Here is a 19,049-nt window from a genome sequence, read left to right on the forward strand (position 1 = left end):
TTGGCCTCCTCTCAACGTTGGTTCACGCGGCCTCGAACACCGCGCTCGGGACGCCGAGCCGGCCGTTCATGAGATTCCGTCCCAGGTCGGCGGAAAGCCGCGCGAAGTCCGGTCCCGCGCCGAGATTTGGCGAAGGTCGCGGCCCCGGCAGCCGCTTGGTCAGGCCGGCGGCGCGATGGTGGTCGCGCACGCCATCAAGTCCATCCGTCATCGCAAGATGTCTCCGAGCTTCCGCCGATTACCCCCTAAGCCCGCTACCGCAATTCGACTATCCGGTGTAATCACAACAACCTATGAAGCAGAACTACACAGTCCGACATGGTGCGCTGGAGGGCGTCGAGGCGTTCCTGGCTGTCGCCAGGCGCCGCAACTTCCGCCGTGCCGCCGCGGATCTCGGCGTGACGCCGTCCGCAGTGAGCCAAGCGGTGCGCGCCCTGGAAGCTCGCATGGGCACGGCGCTGTTCGTCCGCACGACGCGGAGCGTTGGTTTAACCGAGCCTGGTCAGCGGTTCCTCGACCGTGCCGGCCCTGCTTTCGAAGAGCTCGTCGCGGCCGGCGAGGCCGCGCGCGATATCGGCCAACGGCCGACCGGTCTGCTGCGCCTGTCTGTACCCCGCGCTATCGTGCCGTTGATGTTGGAGCCGGTGATCGCGTCGTTCTGCCAAGCCTATCCTGAGATCGAACTGGAGATCGCCGTGAGCGATCAGATGGTCGATCTGGCGACCGGCGGGTTCGATGCCGGTATCCGCCTCGGCCAGCTCATTGCCGCCGACATGGTCGCGGTGCGGCTGACTCCGCCGTTCTCGTTCGTGGTCGTCGGCAGCCCTGACTATCTCGAGCGCCACGGCCGTCCCGAGCGTGTCGACGACTTGCGCCACCACGCCTGCTTACGCTTGCGCCGCTCGAACGGCGCTATCGCACCCTGGTCCTTCATCGACGGCAACGGCGCGATCGAAGCGGTCGTCTCAGGCCCGCTGATCGCGCACGACTATTCGACATTGGTCGGGGCTGCGATGCGGGGCGTTGGCCTGGCGCAGACTCCGCGACCACTCGCCGAAGGTCCGATAGCCGAAGGAAAACTCAAATCGGTGCTGGACGGCGTCGCCATCACGACGCCGGGCGTCTTCCTCTATCATCCCGGCAAGCGCCAGGTCCTGCCGAAGCTGCGCGCCTTCATCGATCACCTCAAATCCGCGGCCTGAGACCAGGACGCACAGCAACCGCCGACGCTGGCTAACAGCCGCCATTCAGAGTGATTGAGTCGTGCCCCTAGGCCGGTGCGCCGGCCACCGATCCCCTGACCACCAGATCGACCGGCCAGACCTCGCCGCGGGCGCCCTCCTCCAATCCGGAAATCCGCGCCGCCAGCCGTTCGGCGATGCGCGCGCCGGCCAGGCGGATCGACGAACGCGTCGTCGACAGCGGCACCGAAAAATTTTCCGGCTTCAGCCACGGGAAGACGTCGTCATGGGCGATCAGCGACAGGTCGCCCGGAATGGTCAGGCCGAGATCGCGCACCGCGCGCACCACGCCGAGCGCCATGATCAGGCTGGAGCAGGCGATCGCCGTCGCCGCGTCGCTTTGTTCCAGCAAGCGCCGGGCGGCGCGGTAGCCGTTCTCCTCGGTCATGGTGAGGGAACAGACATGCTGATCACGAAGCAACAGGCCGCTCGCCGCAAGCGCGCGCCGCACACCGCGCTCGCGATGGATTGCGAAGGTCTCGCGATCGTCGCCATTGATCAGCGCCAGACGCCTGTGACCAAGCTGGACGAGAAGCCGCGCTGCTTCGTGGAAGGCGCCCTCATTGTCGATGTCGGTGAAGGGATAGTCGAAATCGAAGCCTTCGCTGCGGCCATGGACGATGAAGGGAATGCCGAGCGTGTTGACCAACGCCACCCGCCGGTCGCCCGGCCTCGGCGAGGAGATATAGACCGCGTCGACCTGCCGGTTGGCGACAATGCGGCGGTAGGTCGTCTCCTGGTCATCGGCATCGGCTGGTGACAGCACCAGGTCGAGCTCGTGCGAACGCGCATAGTCGCCGAGGCCGGACAGGAACTCGACGAAATGCGGGTCGATATCGACGGTCGTTCCCGTCGGCAGCACATAGCCGATCATGCCGGTCTTGCCGGTTGCCAGCCGGCGGGCGCTCGGGTTGGGGCGATAGCCCTGGCGCTTGGCGGCATCGACCACCCGCCGGCGCGTTTCCTCGTTGACCTCCGGGTAGCCGTTCAATGCGCGGCTGACCGTGGTCTGTGAAAGCGCCAGCATGTGGGAGAGCTGCTTGAGGTTCACCGGAGGCCTCCAAACCCCAAAGCGCTTTTAATCTGAATCGATGTGGCCACTACGAACCGCGTCGCCGAGCGCAATGACCATACGCACGGTTCGGACCGGTTTGAAGCCGAATTTGCTGCTGCACCGCCAGAAAACGTGCTGCAGTGCACTTTCGCCGGCATTCGGCGCAGAAATTAAATCGATTAGTCTGGCTTCCTCTTGACTCCCGATCAATTCAGTGGCGAGATCAAAATAACCAAAGCGCTTTGGAAGACTCTACGAAAGGTTGCGGTTCCCTTCCGACTGAGTCACAGTCCTGCAGCGCCGGCGGACGGAATGGAGGTTTCGTTCGGTGTTTGTCACCACTGGGAGGGAATACCGATGAAGAAAATGCTTCTGCTGGGCGCCGCGTTTGCTACGCTTGCCTTGGCCATGCCCGCGCAAGCCGAACTGAAGTTCAAGCCGGGCGAAGATCCTCGTTTCAACTGGGCTAACTACGAAGAGCTCAAGAAAGTCGACCTCAAGGGCGAGACGCTGACGATCTTCGGACCGTGGCGCGGCGAGGACGAAGGGCTTATCCGCACCGTTCTCGATTACTTCTCCGAAGCCACCGGCGCCGAGATCAAGTACTCCTCGTCGGAGAATTACGAACAGCAGATCGTCATCGACACGCAGGCCGGCAGCCCGCCCAACATCGCCGTGTTGCCGCAGCCGGGCCTGATCCAGGATCTGGCATCGAAAGGCCTTTTGACGCCGCTCGGCGACGACACGGCCAACTGGGTCAAGGACAATTACGGCGCCGGCCAATCCTGGGTCGACCTCGGCACCTTCAAGGACAAGGACGGCAAGCCCGGCTTCTTCGCCTTCCCCTACAAGGCCGACGTGAAATCGCTGGTCTGGTACTCGCCGGACAATTTCGAGGAAGCCGGCTACAAGGTGCCGAAGACGCAGGAAGAGCTTGCCGAGCTCGAAAAGAAGATCATCGCCGACGGCGGCACGCCATGGTGCATCGGGCTTGGTTCGGGCGGCGCCACCGGCTGGCCGGCGACCGACTGGGTCGAAGACATCATGCTGCGCACCCAGACGCCCGAGACCTACGACAAATGGGTGAAGAACGAAATTCCGTTCAACGATCCGGCCGTGGTCAACGCCATCGACATTTTCGGCAAGATCGCGACCGACGACAAGATGGTCGAGGGCGGCGCCAAAGCGGTTGCGGCGACCGATTTCCGCGACAGCCCGAAGGGCCTCTTCTCGGTGCCGCCAAAATGCTATCTGCACCACCAGGCATCGTTCATCCCGACCTTCTTCCCGCAAGGCACCAAGATCGGCGAGGATGCCGACTTCTTCTACTTCCCGCCTTACGCTTCCAAGCCCGAGCTCGGCACTCCGGTGCTCGGCGCCGGCACGCTCGCCATGATCACTAAAGACAGCAAGAGTGCCCGCGCGTTCATCGAATTCCTGAAGCTGCCGCTCGCTCATGAGATCTGGATGGCACAGGGCGGCTTCGTGACGCCGTTCAAGTCGGTCAACAAGGACGCCTATGCCAGCGACGCGCTGAAGAAGCAGGGCGAGATCCTGGCCAACGCCTCGACCTTCCGCTTCGATGGGTCCGACCTGATGCCGGGCAAGATCGGCGCCGGCGCCTTCTGGACCGGCATGATCGACCTGGTCGGCGGCAAGTCCGCCCAGGACGTCGCCACCGACATCCAGAAAAGCTGGGACGCGATCAAGTAAGCGGCCGGCTTGAGTTCCCGATCCGATGCGATCCGGGCCTCAAACGGCCCGGATCCTACCCGGTGCTTGGCGTCGCGTCGATTGTCGTGAGCACAACGCATTCCGGCATGACGCGCGCCCAGTGACCTGCTTTTCGGCTGGTCGCGCTCCAGACAACTGAATCGGCGCATGATCCCGTCGCCAAAGCCATTCTCGACTGGCGGATCCGTGCGCAGGGGGAGGGACCCATGGCGGCTCAGATTTTTTCGGCGATATTCGTCATCATCATCGGCGTGGGCGGCTGCGTCGCCTATTTCTGGGGCGCCAACAAGGCACTCGACACGATCTTTCCGGCGCGCGGCGTTTCCGGCAAGGCGGCGATCAACAATCTGCGCCGGCAGGGGGTGATCCGGCCCTGGCTGTTCGTCGGCCCGGCGATGATTATCCTCACCATCTACCTGATCTACCCGGTGGTGGAGACGCTGAGGCTGTCGTTCCTCGATCGCGGCGGCGCCCATTTCGTCGGCTTGGCCAACTATCAATGGGCGTTCGGCGACCGCGAGTTCCGCAACTCGATCCTCAACAACATCATCTGGCTGGCGGTGGTGCCGGCCGCCTGCACCTTCCTCGGGCTGATCATCGCCGTGCTCACCGACAAGATCTGGTGGGGCACCATCGCCAAGAGCCTGATCTTCCTGCCGCTGGCCATCTCCTTCGTCGGCGCCAGCGTCATCTGGAAATTCATCTACGAGTATCGCGGCGACGGCCAGACGCAGATCGGCCTGCTCAACGCCATCATCCAGTATTTTGGCGGCCAGCCGCAGGTCTGGATATCGCTGCCGTTCTGGAACAATTTCTTCCTGATGGTCATCCTGATCTGGATCCAGACCGGCTTTGCCATGGTCATCCTGTCGTCGGCCTTGCGCGGCATTCCGGAAGAGACGCTGGAAGCCGCCGTCATCGACGGCGCCAACCCTTTCCAGATCTTCTGGAAGATCATGGTGCCGCAGATCTGGGGCACCATCGCCGTCGTCTGGACCACCATCACCATTCTGGTGCTGAAGGTTTTCGACATCGTGCTGACTATGACCAACGGCCAGTGGAACAGCCAGGTGCTGGCCAATCTGATGTTCGACTGGATGTTCCGCGGCGGCGGCGATTTCGGCCGCGGCGCCACCATCGCCATCATCATCATGATAGCGGTCATTCCGATCATGGTCTGGAACATCCGCCAGGCGAACAAAGAGACGGAAGGGCATTGAGATGGCCGTGACGACAGGAAAGTCCTTTGTCAGCCGTTTCGGCGTCCATATCGCCGTCTTCATCTTCGTTGCGATCTGGACGATCCCGACGCTCGGGATTCTGGTCTCGTCGCTGCGCGACAAGGACCAGATCATCGCTTCGGGCTGGTGGAACTCGTTCACCAGTTCCAGCCAGACGGAAGCCGGCCGGCTGCCGCCCGCCTCGGCGCAGGTCGAGAAGGACGGCAAGTTCGTCCTGCAAGGCAATATCTTCGGCGATGGTCCTGCCCGCAACATCAGCGCCTTCGGCGTCAAGTCGGCAGCGCCGACGCAATATCCCGCCGGCACGACAGCCGATCTCGGCGACGGCGTGACCCTGCAGCTCAATGCCGACGGCAGTTTCGTCATGACCTCGCCGAAGGCCTTCGAAAGCGAACGTGGCCAGCGCGTGTATTACGCCTCGTCGGCGCCGCCGAAATTCACCACCGACAATTACGACACAGTGCTGTTTTCGGAAGGCATCGGCCGCTCCTTCATGAATTCGCTGACCGTCACCATTCCGGCGACCGTCATCCCGATCCTGATCGCCGCGTTCGCCGCCTACGCGCTGGCCTGGATGCGCTTTCCCGGCCGGGCTCTGCTCATCGCCGTCATCATCGGCCTCCTGGTCGTGCCACTGCAAATGTCGCTGATCCCCCTGTTGAAGCTCTATAACGGCGTCGGCAGTTTCTTCGGCGTGCCGTCGAAGACCTATCTCGGCATCTGGCTGGCGCATACCGGCTTCGGCCTGCCCTTCGCCATCTATCTCCTGAGGAGCTATATTGCCGGCCTGCCACGCGAGATCATGGAATCGGCGCGCATCGACGGCGCCAGCGATTTCGAGATCTTCGTCAAGATCGTGCTGCCATTGTCGTTCCCGGTGCTGGCCTCGTTCGCCATCTTCCAGTTTCTCTGGGTGTGGAACGATCTGCTGGTGGCGATGGTTTTCCTTGGTACCGAGGGCGACCAAATCGTGCTGACCGCCAAGCTCAATGCGTTGCTCGGTTCGCGCGGCGGCGACTGGGAGATCCTGACGACATCGGCCTTCGTCACCATCATCGTCCCGCTGATCGTGTTCTTCTCGCTGCAACGCTATTTCGTCCGCGGGCTGCTTGCCGGCTCGGTGAAAGGAGGTTGAGATCATGCAATCCGCTTTGAAGGCGACCCCGAAGCCCGATCTCGCTATCGATCGCGACTGGTGGCGAGGTGCCGTGATCTATCAGATCTACCCGCGCAGCTATCAGGATTCGAACGGCGACGGCATCGGCGACCTCAGAGGCATCATCGGCCGGCTGCCCTACATCGCCTCGCTCGGTGTCGACGCCATCTGGATCTCGCCATTCTTCAAATCGCCGATGAAGGATTTCGGCTACGACGTGTCGGATTATTGCGACGTCGATCCGATGTTCGGCACGCTGGCCGACTTCGACGCGCTGACCGCCGAGGCGCACCGGCTTGGCCTCAAGGTGATGATCGACGAGGTGCTGTCGCACACCGCCGACATCCATCCGTGGTTCAAGGAAAGCCGTTCGAACCGGAGCAATCCAAAGGCGGACTGGTATGTCTGGGCGGATGCCAAGCCGGACGGCACGCCACCCAACAACTGGCTGTCGATCTTCGGCGGCTCGGCCTGGCAGTGGGACACCAGCCGCCAGCAATATTATCTGCATAATTTCCTGGCCGAGCAGCCCGACCTCAACTTCCATAGCCGCGCGGTACAGGACGCGCTGCTCGACGTCACCCGCTTCTGGCTGGAGCGCGGCGTCGATGGCTTTCGCCTCGATACCATCAATTTCTATTTCCACAGCCAAGGCCTGGAAGACAATCCGCCGCTGCCGCCTGAGCAGCGCAACGACCAGACGGCGCCGGCCGTCAACCCCTACAACTACCAGGACCATCTCTATGACAAGAGCCGGCCTGAAAACCTCGGCTTCCTCGAACGCTTCCGCGCCCTGCTCGACGAATATCCGGCGACGGCCGCGGTTGGCGAAGTCGGCGATTCGCAGCGTGGGCTGGAAGTGGTGGCGGCCTATACGGCCGGCGGCAAGCGCGTGCATATGTGCTATTCCTTCGACTTCCTGGCGCCGGAGAAGATCAGCGCGGCAAAGGTGCGCTCGGTGCTGGAAACCTTCGGCAAGGTGGCCAGCGACGGCTGGTCGTGCTGGGCCTTTTCCAACCATGACGTGATGCGACCTGCCTCGCGCTGGGCGGCCAACGAGCCCGACCCGACCGCCTATCTCAAGGTCATCTCGGCGCTGCTGATGTCGTTGCGCGGCTCGGTCTGCATCTATCAGGGCGAGGAGCTCGGGCTCAGCGAGGCCGAACTCAGCTTCGAGGATCTGCAGGACCCATACGGCATCCGCTTCTGGCCGGAATTCAAGGGCCGCGACGGCTGCCGTACGCCGATGGTTTGGGACGGCGCCGCTCGCAATGGCGGCTTCTCGACGGCAAAGCCCTGGCTGCCGGTGCCCAGCAAGCATCTAGCGCAAGCGGTCAACGTGCAGCAGGGCGACGACGGCTCGCTGCTCGAGCACTACCGGCGCTTCCTGGCTTTCCGCCGCGCCCATCCGGCGTTGACCAAGGGCGATATCGAGTTCATCGAAAGCGAGGGCGACACCGTCGCCTTCACGCGCCGCGAAGGCAACGAGCAGATCGTCTGCGCCTTCAATCTCGGAGCAAAGCCGGCCGAAGTCGATCTTGGCGGCCGCTCATTGCAGCCCTTGCCGGGACACGGGTTTTCGGGACAGACTGGCGCCGGCACTATCCGCCTCGGCGGCTACGGCGCCTGGTTCGGGCGTATCGACTGAATTCAAGGAAGAACTGGAGGGTACCATGGCCGATGTCAGGCTAAGGCAAGTGAAGAAATCATACGGCAATCTCAACATTCTGCACGGCATTGACCTCGACATAAAGTCGGGCGAATTCATTGTCTTTGTCGGTCCCTCGGGTTGCGGCAAGTCGACCTTGCTGCGCTGCATCGCCGGGCTCGAGGAGATCACCTCGGGCGAGCTCAGGATAGACGGCGAGATCGTCAACGACGTGCCGCCGTCGAAGCGCGGCATCGCCATGGTGTTCCAGTCCTATGCGCTCTACCCGCATATGACCGTCTATGACAACATGGCCTTCTCGATGAAGATCGGCAAGGAAAGCAAGGCCGAGATCGACAAGCGGGTGCGCCAGGCGGCCGAGATCCTGCAGCTGACCAAATATCTCGACCGTCTGCCCAAGGCGATGTCGGGCGGCCAGCGCCAGCGCGTCGCCATCGGCCGCGCCATCGTGCGCAATCCCAAGGTCTTCCTGTTCGACGAGCCGCTATCCAACCTCGACGCGGCGCTGCGCGTCGCCACCCGCATCGAGATCGCCAAGCTCAAGGAATCGATGCCCGCTACGACGATGATCTACGTTACCCACGACCAGGTCGAGGCGATGACGCTGGCCGACCGCATCGTGGTGCTGAAGGAAGGTCATATCGAACAGGTCGGAACGCCGATGGAGCTCTACAAGCGGCCCGGCAATCTGTTCGTCGCCCAGTTCATCGGCTCGCCGGCGATGAACATCCTGCCGGCGACGATCGACAAGACCGGCAACCCGACGGTCGTCAGCCATGTCGGCGGCCGCAAGGCGACGGTGCCGATCGCAACGCCTGCCTCCGCGAAAGGCGCTGCGGTGAGCTTCGGCGTGCGGCCGGAGGATCTGATGATCGCCACCGGGGCCGACTATTTGTTCGAAGGCACGGTCGATTATGTCGAGCAGCTCGGCGAAGTCCAACTCGTCTATGTCGACATCGGCCGCGCCGACCTGCCGCTGGTGACCAAGCTGCCGGGCAATGTCGGGGTCAAGCGCGGGGCGACGATGCGGCTGACGGCGGATGCCAGTGATCTGCATATCTTCGATGCGGACGGACACTCCTTCGCGCTCCATGAAGCAGAAGCAAAGGCGGCCTGAACTCTGGAACGGTTCATCGTTTCACGGAAACGCCGAACCGCGCTATCTTTTTTGACGCAATTCCGGACGGAAAACCGTTTCACACTTTTCCTGGAATTGCTCCGAGCGGGCGTTTTCTCGGCACGCAAAAAACAAGAGCAGCGGGCATGGCCCGCCGCTCTTGTTCAGGAAATCCAGCTCGGCTGTTAGCGGCCGAACAGGTTGCGGTCGGCGCCCTGAGGCGCGGACTTCGGGACGTCGCCCGACGAATTCAGCAGCTTGTAGACCGGCGAATTGCTGTCACGTACCGAAGACGTCTGCGTCTTGTCGACGTTGACGGTCGACTGCTTGTTGATGTCGGTCCCGCCAACATTGTCGTTGCGGGCATAGGCGCTGCCGGCGGCGATCAAAAGAGCGGCGGCAGTAAGAACAATCTTTTTCATTTGGATACTCCTGGATTTTCGAATCAAGCGGCGGGCATGCCCGCCCGCCTTAGTGGTGGGATCGGCTGTTAGTTGTTGCCGAAGAGGTTGCGGTCGGCGCCCTGGACGACCGGCTGCTTTTCAGCCTGGTCCGACTTCTTGACGGAAGCCGTGTAGGAGCTGTCGACCGAGACAACCGGCTGGTTGGCTCCGTTGGAACCATAATTGTCGCTGCCGGCGAAGGCGCTGCCGGTGATGGCCAAAACGGCGACGGCAGCAAGAGCGATCTTTTTCATTTCAATACTCCTGAATTTTTTTCAGATCCCGGGCGGCGGCTATGCCCGCCGCCCTGATGCTGGGATCGGCTGTTAGTTGCTGCCGAAGAGGTTACGGTCGGCGCCCTGGACAGGCTGCTTGTCGGCATGAGCCGGCTTCTGAATGGAAGCCGTATACGAGCTGTCGACCGAGGCGGCAGGCTGGTTCGCACTATTGGAACCAAAGTTGTCGCTGCCAGCGAAGGCGCTGCCGGTGATGGCCAAAACGGCGACGGCGGCAAGAGCGATCTTTTTCATTTTTTAGTACTCCAGTATCTTAGTTTTCGGTCCGTCTAGCGGCGTGTCTTGGGAGGAATTCGCGTCGTTCGGACAGCCCCGATGTGGGAAAGCCAATGGCCAGTTTCCAATCACGAAGTTGTTTGGTGTGGACCAAGAATCTACACCTTGAAATTGTGCCAGAGATTCCTTTCGCCACAATTTTATTGCTAAACATCAAGTAGATAGCCCATAGCATCGGTCTGGCTGCAAGGTGACTTGGAGAGGCAGCGTTCACAGCGTCCTGCACGCATTGTCAACAGAAACGAACCGTTCGGTTCGATTTTTCAAACCGATAAAAGTCGCAGCCGAGGTTGTTTGTCGAATCGTTAACCATTTCGGCCAAATGCGGCGTCGGCGTTGCGGCTGCTTTGGCCTGCCTTATGCCGCCCAGCGAAGACTGCAACGGGCAAGCAGAACCGGGTCAGACCCCGTAACGTTCGGTGCGGATGAGAGCCGCGGGAACGCCGGCATCGATCAGCGCCTCGGCGGCGGCCGTCACGAATGCGTTCGAGCCGCAGACGAAGGCGAGCTTCGGCGGCGCGGGCAGCCTGGTCATGGCTTGCACCATCATCGCGGTGTCGACCCGCCGCGCATAATCCGACGGTCGGCGGGCCGGCTCGCGCGTCAGCGTCAGCACCAGATCGAAGCCATCCCGGCGCTCGGCGAGGTCGATCAACTCGTCGCGAAAGATCACCTCGTCCCAGACCCGCGCGGAAAACACCAGGGCGGTGGCGACCAGCGATTTCCGCATCGCCCGGTGACGGACCATCGCCATCAGCGGCACCACGCCCGACCCGCCGCCAACCAGCAGGAGCGGTCCGCCATCGCTGTCGGACCAGACGAAATGGCCGCCGAGCGGCCCGCGCAATTCGACCTCGTCGCCCACCGCCGCGATCTCGTGAAAGAACGGCGAGACCTCGCCGTCCTCGAGTTTTTCAATCGCCAGCTCGATGGTCTCGCCGCCCTCCGGCGCCGAGGCAATGGAGTAGGAGCGGCGCGCCTGATAGCCGTCCGGCGCCGTCAGCCTGACGTCGACATGCTGTCCGGCACGATAGGCGAAAGGCCGCGACGGCTGCAGGAAAAAGCTGGTGACGCGCGGCGTGCGCTTTTGGATGCGGGTGATGGTGACCGTCTGCCAGGGCGACTGCGCCGCCGGTCCATCGCTCATGGATCGTTCGTGTAGCGCTGCTCGCGCCACGGATCGCCATAGATATGATAGCCTCGCAACTCCCAGAAACCCGGCTCGTCACGCTCGGTGAACTGCAATCCGTTCAGCCATTTGGCCGATTTCCAGAAATAAAGATGCGGAACGAGCAGCCGCGCCGGCCCGCCATGGTCGGGCGTGATCGGCTTGCCCTCGTAAAGCAGCGCCACCATCGCCTTGCCGGCGGTGAGATCCTTCGTCGGCACATTAGTGGTGTAGCCGTCGAAACCCAGCGCCAGCGTGAAAGCGGTCGGCGGCTCAATGCCGGCATCGGCAAGGATGTCGTCGACCAGCACGCCCTGCCACGCCGTGTCGAATTTGGTCCATGCGGTCACGCAATGGATGTCGCGCGTCATCTTGGTCAAGGGCAGCGCGTTGAACTCGGCCCAGTTCCATTTCTTGATCGGCCGCGGCCCGTGCTTAAGCGTGAACGACCAGTCCTCGGTGCGCACGTGCGGCGTCGGGCCGGCCGACAGGACCGGGAACCCTTGCTCGAGATACTGCCCCGGCGGGATGCGTGCATCCGTATCCGTCGGGGGCTTTCGTCCGGAAGAGAAGCCGCGGGTAACCATCGAGAATATCCGTTTGCGCAAGGTCCAATCGAACTTTGCCAGTTTTCTCGAAGACGCGCCCGCGGGCAACTGAAATCTTGGCTCCGGCCTGGCGGCAAAGCTCTACATCGACCTTCGCAGCGCGGCGCTCGCTTCAGCCATTGGCGAAGGGCACGGCGACAAACATCTGGGCGTCGCCGCGCTCGACAAGCAGCAGCACCGATTTCTTGCCGGATTTGGCAGCCTGCACAATCGCCTGATTTGCCTGTCTGGCGCTCCGCAGCGGAGTCTGGTCGACGCCGACGATGATGTCGCCGGGCTGGATGCCGGAAGCCGATGCCGCCTTGTTCGGGTCGACGCGCTCGACCAGTGCGCCGTGCTGGTTTTCTGGCAGGTTCATTGCCTGGCGCACATCCGGAGTGACGTCCATCAGGCCGAGACCGAGCGCCGGTGCGCGAAGGCCCTGCCCCGTCGACGGCTGACCTGAATCGCCGGTCACCGATCCCGTTGCCGTGTCGTCTTCGTTGCGCCCGATCTCGACGGAGATCTGCAGGCTTTTCCCCTTGCGCCAGACATTGAGGGCTTCCCTCGTGCCAGGCGCAACGTCAGCGACGGCGCGCGACAGATCCCTCGGATCCTTTATCTCCTGGCCGGCGAAGCTGGTAATGACATCGCCGGTCTCGAGGCCGGCCTTGGCGGCCGGCGATCCGTCGCTGACCTGCGCGACCAGCACGCCGGCGGGGTGATCGAGGCCGATGGCGCTCGCCACATCAGGCGTCACCGGCTGAATCTGGACGCCGAGATAGCCGTACTGGATGGAGCCGCCCTTCATCAGCTTGGCGACGACCTTTTGCGCCTGGTCCGAGGGGATGGCGAAGCCGACGCCGACGCTGCCGCCATTCGGCGAAAAGATCGCGGTGTTGATGCCGACGACATCGCCGTTCCCATCCGTCAGTGGGCCGCCGGAATTGCCCCGGTTGATCGGTGCGTCGATCTGGATGAAGTCGTCAAACGGGCCGCTGTGCAGATCGCGGCCGCGCGCCGAGACAATGCCGGCCGTGACCGTGGTGCCAAGGCCGAAAGGATTGCCGAAGGCGAGCACCTGATCGCCCGGCATGAGTTTGTCGGAATCGCCCCATTTGACGGTCGGCACGGGCTTGCCGGCGTTGACCTTGAGCACGGCAAGATCGTTCTTGGCGTCATGGCCGATCAATTTGGCGGGAAGCTCGCTGCCGTCGTCGAGCGTCACCTTGACCGACTGGGCGCCGTCGACGACGTGATTGTTGGTGACGATCGTGCCGTCGGAGCCGACGATGAAGCCTGAGCCGAGAGCCTCGGTACGGGGCGCCTGTTCCGGCGGTGTCTTGGGGGCGGGCAGTCCCTGGTCACCGAAGAAACGGCGGAAATAATCGTCGAAAGGCGAGTTTCCGCCGAAGGGAGAGGCGTCGCTCGTGATGTCCGGCTGTTGTACTTTCATGACCGTCGTGATGGTCACCACTGCCGGTTTGTCGGCCGCCACGACCGGAGCGAACGAGCCGCGGGGCGCCGTCATGCCGGTGACAGGTGGGGTCACTGTTGCCGCCAGGACATCATTCAGCCTGGGAGCGAAGGACAGGGCGAAGGGGCTGACTATCAGTGCGGCGCCCAGCAAAGCGGCGACGCGATGTCTGCGAAGGGTGTGGATTGGTGACATGGCCGTTGTCCGGGCGAGAGATTGGTGGAGCGCCGCGACGTTCCGTCACCGGAACAATTCATCGGCGCGTCGGTCGTCGGCGTTGCCTGTCTCGCCTGTCACGGCAGCCGACCGGATCGACAGCCCCGCATCTAGGGCGCCGATCGGAGTGTCCAGATGAGGTTACGAAGATTTAATTTCCGGCTGGACGAAGATTTGATTTTCCGGCTGGCAACCGCCTTGCGGCGTTGCCGCCGAAACCCGAAAATACAAAAACCCGCCTCGGGAGGCGGGTCGTTGGGGCGAATCAGCACCCAAATTAGTAGCATAGCTGCCGGCACAAAGCAAGAACAAAATAGCTGCCCAAGACAAATCGCTTCACATTTGCGCCGCCCCGTCACTGCCACTGCCGAGGCCGCTATGCCGCTGTCCCGTCGGTCCGGCTGAGATAAATGGTGGCGATCTCGCGCATCCGCCTGCCGTCGAAGCTCGGTCCATGACCGCCGTGGCCGATACGGATCGGCAGCTCTAGCAGCCGCTGCATCGTCCGGCGGTAGGCGGCACGATCCGAATCCGGCAGGTCGTCGATCAGCATGGCGTCGTAGATGGCGTCGCCGGCGAAGAACAGGCCGTCAGTCTCGTCGAACAGCGCGATCGAATCGGGAGAGTGGCCGGGCAGATGCAGCACGCGGAACTGCCGGTCGCCGAGGTCGACCATATCGCCCTCGTCCAGGGTCCGGGTCAGCGGCGCCGGCGGAATCCTGTAATCGGCCGCTTTCCAGCCTTCCGCCGGCAGCTTGGAGACGGCGCCTTCCAGATCATGGAACATGTAGGCGTAGGTAACCGCTTCATCCATGCTGTCGAAATGCGCTGCGCTGTGGCTCGGCCCGGCCCGCAACGGAAACTCGTGCAACGAGCCGACATGATCGAGATGGATATGCGTGGCGACGACGAGCAGCGGCTTGCCGGCCGGCGTGTCGATCTGCGGCGCCAGCGGGCAGATCCCCATGCCGGTGTCGACCAGCAGGTCGACATCGCGGCCGCGCAAATGCCAGATGTTGGCACGCACGAAATCATGCACGAAGGGCTCGGTCAGCATCGTCGTCTTGGCGTCGACGATGGTTTTGCTGAACCAGTTGTCCATCAGGTCAAGGCCGGCATCAGACGAACGGCTTGCCGACCTTGTACTTTTGCGGGACCAGCCGCTTCAGATAGGCCATGCCCGCATCGGACAGCCGGTTGACATCGGGCAGCATGAAATCATCCGGCATATGGCGCGTCTTGCCGGCGACGTCCTTCAGCGGCACCTTCCTCAGCACGGTTTTCTTGCCGTCATATTGCAGCGCCACCGAACCGCCGCCCTCTTCGGCCACCGTGACCGCGAAGGCTCCGGCGTCGAAGGCCTCCTGCGCGTCCACCGCGCTGATGGCACCGACATAGCCGCGCGGCATGTAGCCGAGCGCATCGACGCGCGCCCGCTTGCCCGGCAATCCTTCGGCGAGCGCGCGCTCCAGTGCTGCCGGCAGGTCGCTGCCCGACAGCTTGACGTTGCCGTGCTGGTCGCGCTCCAGCCTTTCCGGCGGCACCAGGCTTTCGACCAGCGCCTTGCCGTCGGCGGTGCTGACGCCTTCGGAGACGGCAACGATGCAGCGCTTGTGGCGGTCGAGCGTGGCGCGCACGTCGTCGATGAAGCCGGCCGCCGAGAACGGCCGCTCCGGCACGTAGACGAGATGCGGGCCGCTGTCCTGATCGAGCTGCCATGCCGCGGACGCGGCCGTCAGGAAACCGGCATGCCGCCCCATGACGATGCCGACATAGATGCCGGGCAGAGCGCGGAAATCGAGATCGACCGAAAGGAATGCTCCGGCGACGAACTCGGCCGCCGACATAAAGCCGGGCGTGTGGTCGTTCTCCTCGAGGTCATTGTCGATGGTTTTCGGTGCGTGCACGAAGGCGATCTTGCCGCCGGCGGCGTCGGTGAGGATCTGCTGGGTGCCCGACGTGTCGTTGCCGCCGATGTAGATGAAGGCGTCCGCGCCGGCTTTCTTCAGGCCGTTGAGGATGAGGTCGCAATAGGCGGCATCCGGCTTGTCGCGCGTCGAGCCGAGGGCGGCACTCGGCGTCGCCGCGATCAATCGCAGGCGGTCCTCGGGGATGGCCGAGAGATCGACGTAATTGCCGTCACGGATGCCGCGCACGCCGTGGATGGAACCAAGCACCTTGGCGCCGGGATGTCGCTTGCGGATTTCGAGCGCAGCGCCCACCACCGTCTGGTTGATGACGGCGGTTGGTCCGCCGCCCTGCGCAATCACAAAAGTTCCGGACATTGTTCACGTCTCCCGGGCGATGAAAATTGCAGGCACATTCGCCTGTCTTGCGACATCGCGCAACGGCAGAGTGATCGCTAAGGACGCAGCCGGCAGTCAGACGACGACGACCGGATTTTTCTTCGAGACGCGGCTGTAGAGATCGATGATGTCCTGATTGATCAGGCGCACGCAGCCCGACGACATCGCCTTGCCGATGCTCCACCATTCGGGCGAGCCGTGTATGCGGTAACCGGTGTCGCGGCCGGTCTGGTAGATGTAAAGCGCCCGCGCGCCGAGCGGATTGTCGAGGCCGCCCGGCTGTCCGCCCTGCCATTTCACCAGTTCCGGCCTGCGGGCGATCATCTCGGGCGGCGGGGTCCAGGCCGGCCATTCCTTGCCGTATTGGATGTTGGCTCGGCCGGACCAGCGGAAGCCGTCCTTGCCGATGCCGACGCCGTAGCGGATCGCATCACCGCCGCTCTGCACCAGATAAAGCATGCGTTCTTGCAGATGCACGACAATGGTGCCGGGTTGCTCGCCGGTCGGATCGACGACGATCTGGCGGCGAAATTCCGGTTTGACCTTGAGGTAAGGCACTTCCGGCACGTTGAAGCCGCCGTCGGTGAGCGCGGCGTACATCACGTCAGGGCTGGTGATGTTCTTGTCGACGCTGATGCTCGGGCGGACCGGCCGGATCGAGCCGGTGGCGACGTCGTCGAGCTGGAGCGACGGCAAATCCAGCGTCTGGCTGCAGCCGGCGATGCCGAGCAGTGCCAGCGCGCCGGCGCCGGACAGCACCGTGCGGCGGGAAAGTTGTATTTCGGTTTCGATTGCGTGGCCATTGTACGGCGGCGTCAGACCTTGCGGCAACTCACGCATATTACCCAAACCCTACGCTGTCGGCGGGAAACACGGTCCGGCCGAATAGCAGGCATTTTCACCAATTATGGTTGAAAAAGCGTGAAGGCTGGCCGCCTGGTTTAACGAGGGGCTTTTTCGATTTTGCCTCTTTACATCTTCGCCGGGCCAAGGATTTATCCTCATCTTTGAGCTCAAGGAGAAGAAAATGTCCTTCGAAAACTGGGCCGCCTTTGCCGCCGCCTCGGCAGTCCTTCTGGTCATTCCGGGCCCGACCATTCTGCTGGTGGTGTCCTATGCGCTCGGCCAGGGCTGGCGTACCGCGCTGCCGATGGCGGTCGGCGTGGCGCTCGGCGACTTCACCGCCATGACATTGTCGATGCTGGGCATCGGCGCGCTGCTGGCTGCGTCGGCCACCGTATTCACCGTGCTGAAGGTGATCGGCGCCGGCTATCTGATCTATCTCGGCATCAAGCTGTTTCGCGCCGGCGGTGCGCTCAGGGCCGAACCGCGCACCGATGCGGTGTCGTCGGCGAAAATGATGGCGCATGCCTGGCTGGTTACGGCGCTCAACCCGAAAAGCATCACCTTCTTCGTCGCCTTCCTGCCGCAGTTCCTCGACCGGCATGCGGATTTCTGGACACAGATGCTGATTTTTGAGACGACCTTCCTGGCGCTCGCCTTCGCCAATGCCTTCGGTTACGCGCTGATCGCCGCAAGGGCGCGCACCGTGGTGCGCAATCCGAAGGCGATCCGCATCTTCAACCGCACCGGCGGCACGCTGCTGGTCGGCGCCGGCATCGCGACAGTGGCGATGCGATCGGGCAACTGAGGACAAGGCATGGCAGCAAGGAACGCATTCGGCCTGACGCTGTCGGGCGCGACGGAGGCCGGGCTTTCGTCCTACAGCCGGGCTGTGCGCGAATTGCAGTGCTTTATCGGCGATCCTGTCAGTTCCGTTGACCGGGCAATCGCCGACGATCCCGGCTTCGTCATGGCGCATGTGTTTAAGGGCTATCTGTTCGGCCTCGCCACCGAGCGTGACGCGACGGCGGTGGCCAAGGCATGTCACGAGGCAGCGCTGCCGTTACCGGCAACGGCGCGCGAGCAGGCGCATGTCGCCGCACTTGGCCACCTTGCAGAAGGACGCTGGCACGAAGCCGCTCGCCTGCTCGAGGATATCGCCATCGAGTTCCCGCTCGATGCGCTGGCGCTGCAGACCGGCCACCAGATCGACTTCTTCACCGGCAACGCCCGCATGCTGCGCGACCGCATCGGCCGTGCACTGCCGTCTTGGCAGAGCGGCATGCCGGGCTACCATGCCATACTCGGCATGCAGGCCTTCGGGCTGGAGGAAATGGGCGACTATGCGCGCGCCGAAAAGCTTGGCCGCACGGCGGTCGATCTCGAGCCGCGCGACGGCTGGGCCCAGCACGCCGTCGCCCATGTCATGGAGATGCAGAGCCGGCAGAAGGACGGCATATTGTGGATGCGCGCCAATCCCGAAGCGTGGACGCGGGAAAGCTTCCTGCAGGTCCACAATTGGTGGCACCTGGCACTGTTCCACTATGATCTCGGCGAGACCGACGAGGTGCTGGCGCTCTATGACGGGCCGATCTATGGCGAGCGCTCGACGCTGGCGCTCAACATGGTCGATGCCTCGGCGATCCTGTGGCGGCTGCATCTCGGCGGCGTCGACGTCGGCGATCGCTGGACGGCGCTCGCCGCCAATTGGGTGCCCAAGGCCAGCGCCGGCAACTATGCCTTCAACGACGCCCACGCGATGATGGCGTTTGTCGGCGCCGGCCTCGAAGCGCCGGCCCGCAACTTGCTCGACGCGCAGCGCGAGGCGATGCGCGGCAAAGACGACAACGTGGGTTTCACCAGGGATGTCGGCCATCCCTTGACGCTCGCCATCAAGGCGTTCGGCGAAGGCAATTATGCCGAGACGATACGCCTGATCCGGCCGATCCGGGCAATCGCCCATCGCTTCGGCGGCAGCCATGCACAACGCGACGTCATCGACCTGATGCTGGTCGAGGCGACATTGCGTTCGGGCGATGGCGCGCTGGCGAGGGCGCTTGCGGCGGAACGCGCCCTGGCGCGGCCGGACAGCCCGTTGTCTGCACTATTTTTGCGGCGCGCAACCGATCCCGCGGCGAATTGACCAAGGCTAAATCTTGCCTTAAAAACTGCCCCGGCGAGATTTTTTCGAGTGTCGAAAAAATCTTCGCGTGTTGACCGGAGGG

19 protein-coding genes are annotated in these 19,049 nt (G+C 63.2%); 8 read left to right on the plus strand and 11 right to left on the minus strand.

What is annotated here, in order from left to right:
- Positions 1-22: 22 nt before the first annotated feature.
- Positions 23-211 carry a hypothetical protein gene (locus NKJ08_RS00425; RefSeq protein ID WP_352780734.1) on the minus strand — a complete coding sequence of 63 codons (189 nt, stop codon included), beginning with the start codon at positions 209-211 and terminating at the stop codon, positions 23-25.
- An 82-nt stretch (positions 212-293) separates the two neighbouring features.
- On the opposite strand from NKJ08_RS00425, the gene NKJ08_RS00430 reads away from it, so the two are divergent.
- Complete coding sequence (locus tag NKJ08_RS00430; protein WP_352780737.1) at positions 294-1,202, plus strand: LysR family transcriptional regulator; 909 nt, start codon at positions 294-296, stop codon at positions 1,200-1,202.
- Between the two features lie 67 nt (positions 1,203-1,269).
- Here NKJ08_RS00430 and NKJ08_RS00435 read toward each other — a convergent pair whose 3' ends face one another.
- Positions 1,270-2,292, minus strand: a complete 1,023-nt coding sequence (locus NKJ08_RS00435; protein WP_352780740.1) for a substrate-binding domain-containing protein — start codon at positions 2,290-2,292, stop codon at positions 1,270-1,272.
- A gap of 360 nt (positions 2,293-2,652) precedes the next feature.
- Between NKJ08_RS00435 and NKJ08_RS00440 the strand changes: the two genes are divergently transcribed.
- The 5 genes from NKJ08_RS00440 (at position 2,653) to NKJ08_RS00460 (ending at position 9,212) form a co-directional block, all read left to right on the plus strand.
- On the plus strand, positions 2,653-4,008 hold the full coding sequence (locus NKJ08_RS00440; protein ID WP_352522473.1) for an ABC transporter substrate-binding protein: 1,356 nt from the start codon (positions 2,653-2,655) through the stop codon (positions 4,006-4,008).
- Positions 4,009-4,235: 227 nt separating this feature from the next.
- Positions 4,236-5,249, plus strand: a complete 1,014-nt coding sequence (locus NKJ08_RS00445) for a carbohydrate ABC transporter permease (protein WP_023680221.1) — start codon at positions 4,236-4,238, stop codon at positions 5,247-5,249.
- A gap of 1 nt (position 5,250) precedes the next feature.
- Positions 5,251-6,405, plus strand: a complete 1,155-nt coding sequence (locus NKJ08_RS00450) for a carbohydrate ABC transporter permease (RefSeq protein WP_352780744.1) — start codon at positions 5,251-5,253, stop codon at positions 6,403-6,405.
- A gap of 4 nt (positions 6,406-6,409) precedes the next feature.
- On the plus strand, positions 6,410-8,074 hold the full coding sequence (bglA, locus tag NKJ08_RS00455; protein WP_352522471.1) for a beta-galactosidase BglA: 1,665 nt from the start codon (positions 6,410-6,412) through the stop codon (positions 8,072-8,074).
- Positions 8,075-8,099: 25 nt separating this feature from the next.
- Positions 8,100-9,212 carry an ABC transporter ATP-binding protein gene (locus NKJ08_RS00460; protein ID WP_352522470.1) on the plus strand — a complete coding sequence of 371 codons (1,113 nt, stop codon included), beginning with the start codon at positions 8,100-8,102 and terminating at the stop codon, positions 9,210-9,212.
- Positions 9,213-9,397: 185 nt separating this feature from the next.
- Here NKJ08_RS00460 and NKJ08_RS00465 read toward each other — a convergent pair whose 3' ends face one another.
- The 9 genes from NKJ08_RS00465 to NKJ08_RS00505 all read right to left on the minus strand — a co-directional run bounded on the left by NKJ08_RS00465 (position 9,398) and on the right by NKJ08_RS00505 (position 16,821).
- Positions 9,398-9,634 (minus strand): DUF680 domain-containing protein, encoded by a 237-nt coding sequence (locus NKJ08_RS00465; RefSeq protein ID WP_352522469.1) that lies wholly within the window; start codon positions 9,632-9,634, stop codon positions 9,398-9,400.
- Positions 9,635-9,702: 68 nt separating this feature from the next.
- Positions 9,703-9,909, minus strand: coding sequence for a DUF680 domain-containing protein (locus tag NKJ08_RS00470; protein WP_352780748.1), 207 nt, complete (start codon positions 9,907-9,909; stop codon positions 9,703-9,705).
- A gap of 72 nt (positions 9,910-9,981) precedes the next feature.
- Positions 9,982-10,185, minus strand: coding sequence for a DUF680 domain-containing protein (locus NKJ08_RS00475; protein ID WP_352780750.1), 204 nt, complete (start codon positions 10,183-10,185; stop codon positions 9,982-9,984).
- Between the two features lie 442 nt (positions 10,186-10,627).
- The gene (locus NKJ08_RS00480) at positions 10,628-11,374 is read right to left on the minus strand and encodes an FAD-binding oxidoreductase (RefSeq protein WP_352776347.1); all 747 of its coding nucleotides are present in this window, start codon (positions 11,372-11,374) and stop codon (positions 10,628-10,630) included.
- Positions 11,371-11,982, minus strand: coding sequence for a molybdopterin-dependent oxidoreductase (locus NKJ08_RS00485; protein ID WP_352522465.1), 612 nt, complete (start codon positions 11,980-11,982; stop codon positions 11,371-11,373). The genes NKJ08_RS00480 and NKJ08_RS00485 overlap by 4 nt, the downstream gene beginning before the upstream one ends.
- Positions 11,983-12,115: 133 nt before the next feature.
- The gene (locus NKJ08_RS00490) at positions 12,116-13,654 is read right to left on the minus strand and encodes a DegQ family serine endoprotease (RefSeq protein ID WP_352780752.1); all 1,539 of its coding nucleotides are present in this window, start codon (positions 13,652-13,654) and stop codon (positions 12,116-12,118) included.
- A 397-nt stretch (positions 13,655-14,051) separates the two neighbouring features.
- Positions 14,052-14,777, minus strand: a complete 726-nt coding sequence (locus NKJ08_RS00495) for an MBL fold metallo-hydrolase (RefSeq protein ID WP_352780755.1) — start codon at positions 14,775-14,777, stop codon at positions 14,052-14,054.
- Between the two features lie 16 nt (positions 14,778-14,793).
- A complete protein-coding gene (locus tag NKJ08_RS00500) occupies positions 14,794-15,960 on the minus strand; it encodes a diphosphate--fructose-6-phosphate 1-phosphotransferase (RefSeq protein ID WP_352780758.1) in 1,167 nt (388 codons plus the stop codon).
- Positions 15,961-16,056: 96 nt separating this feature from the next.
- A complete protein-coding gene (locus tag NKJ08_RS00505) occupies positions 16,057-16,821 on the minus strand; it encodes a L,D-transpeptidase (RefSeq protein ID WP_352780760.1) in 765 nt (254 codons plus the stop codon).
- Between the two features lie 187 nt (positions 16,822-17,008).
- Here NKJ08_RS00505 and NKJ08_RS00510 point away from each other — a divergent pair, with 187 nt between their 5' ends.
- Positions 17,009-17,632: a LysE family translocator gene (locus NKJ08_RS00510; protein WP_352522461.1), complete on the plus strand. Its 624-nt coding sequence runs from the start codon at positions 17,009-17,011 to the stop codon at positions 17,630-17,632.
- A gap of 9 nt (positions 17,633-17,641) precedes the next feature.
- Positions 17,642-18,967 carry a tetratricopeptide repeat protein gene (locus tag NKJ08_RS00515; protein WP_352780763.1) on the plus strand — a complete coding sequence of 442 codons (1,326 nt, stop codon included), beginning with the start codon at positions 17,642-17,644 and terminating at the stop codon, positions 18,965-18,967.
- The last annotated feature ends 82 nt before the right edge of the window (positions 18,968-19,049 follow it).

The sequence above is a fragment of the Mesorhizobium sp. M0244 genome, assembly GCF_040321795.1.
Classification (GTDB): domain Bacteria; phylum Pseudomonadota; class Alphaproteobacteria; order Rhizobiales; family Rhizobiaceae; genus Mesorhizobium.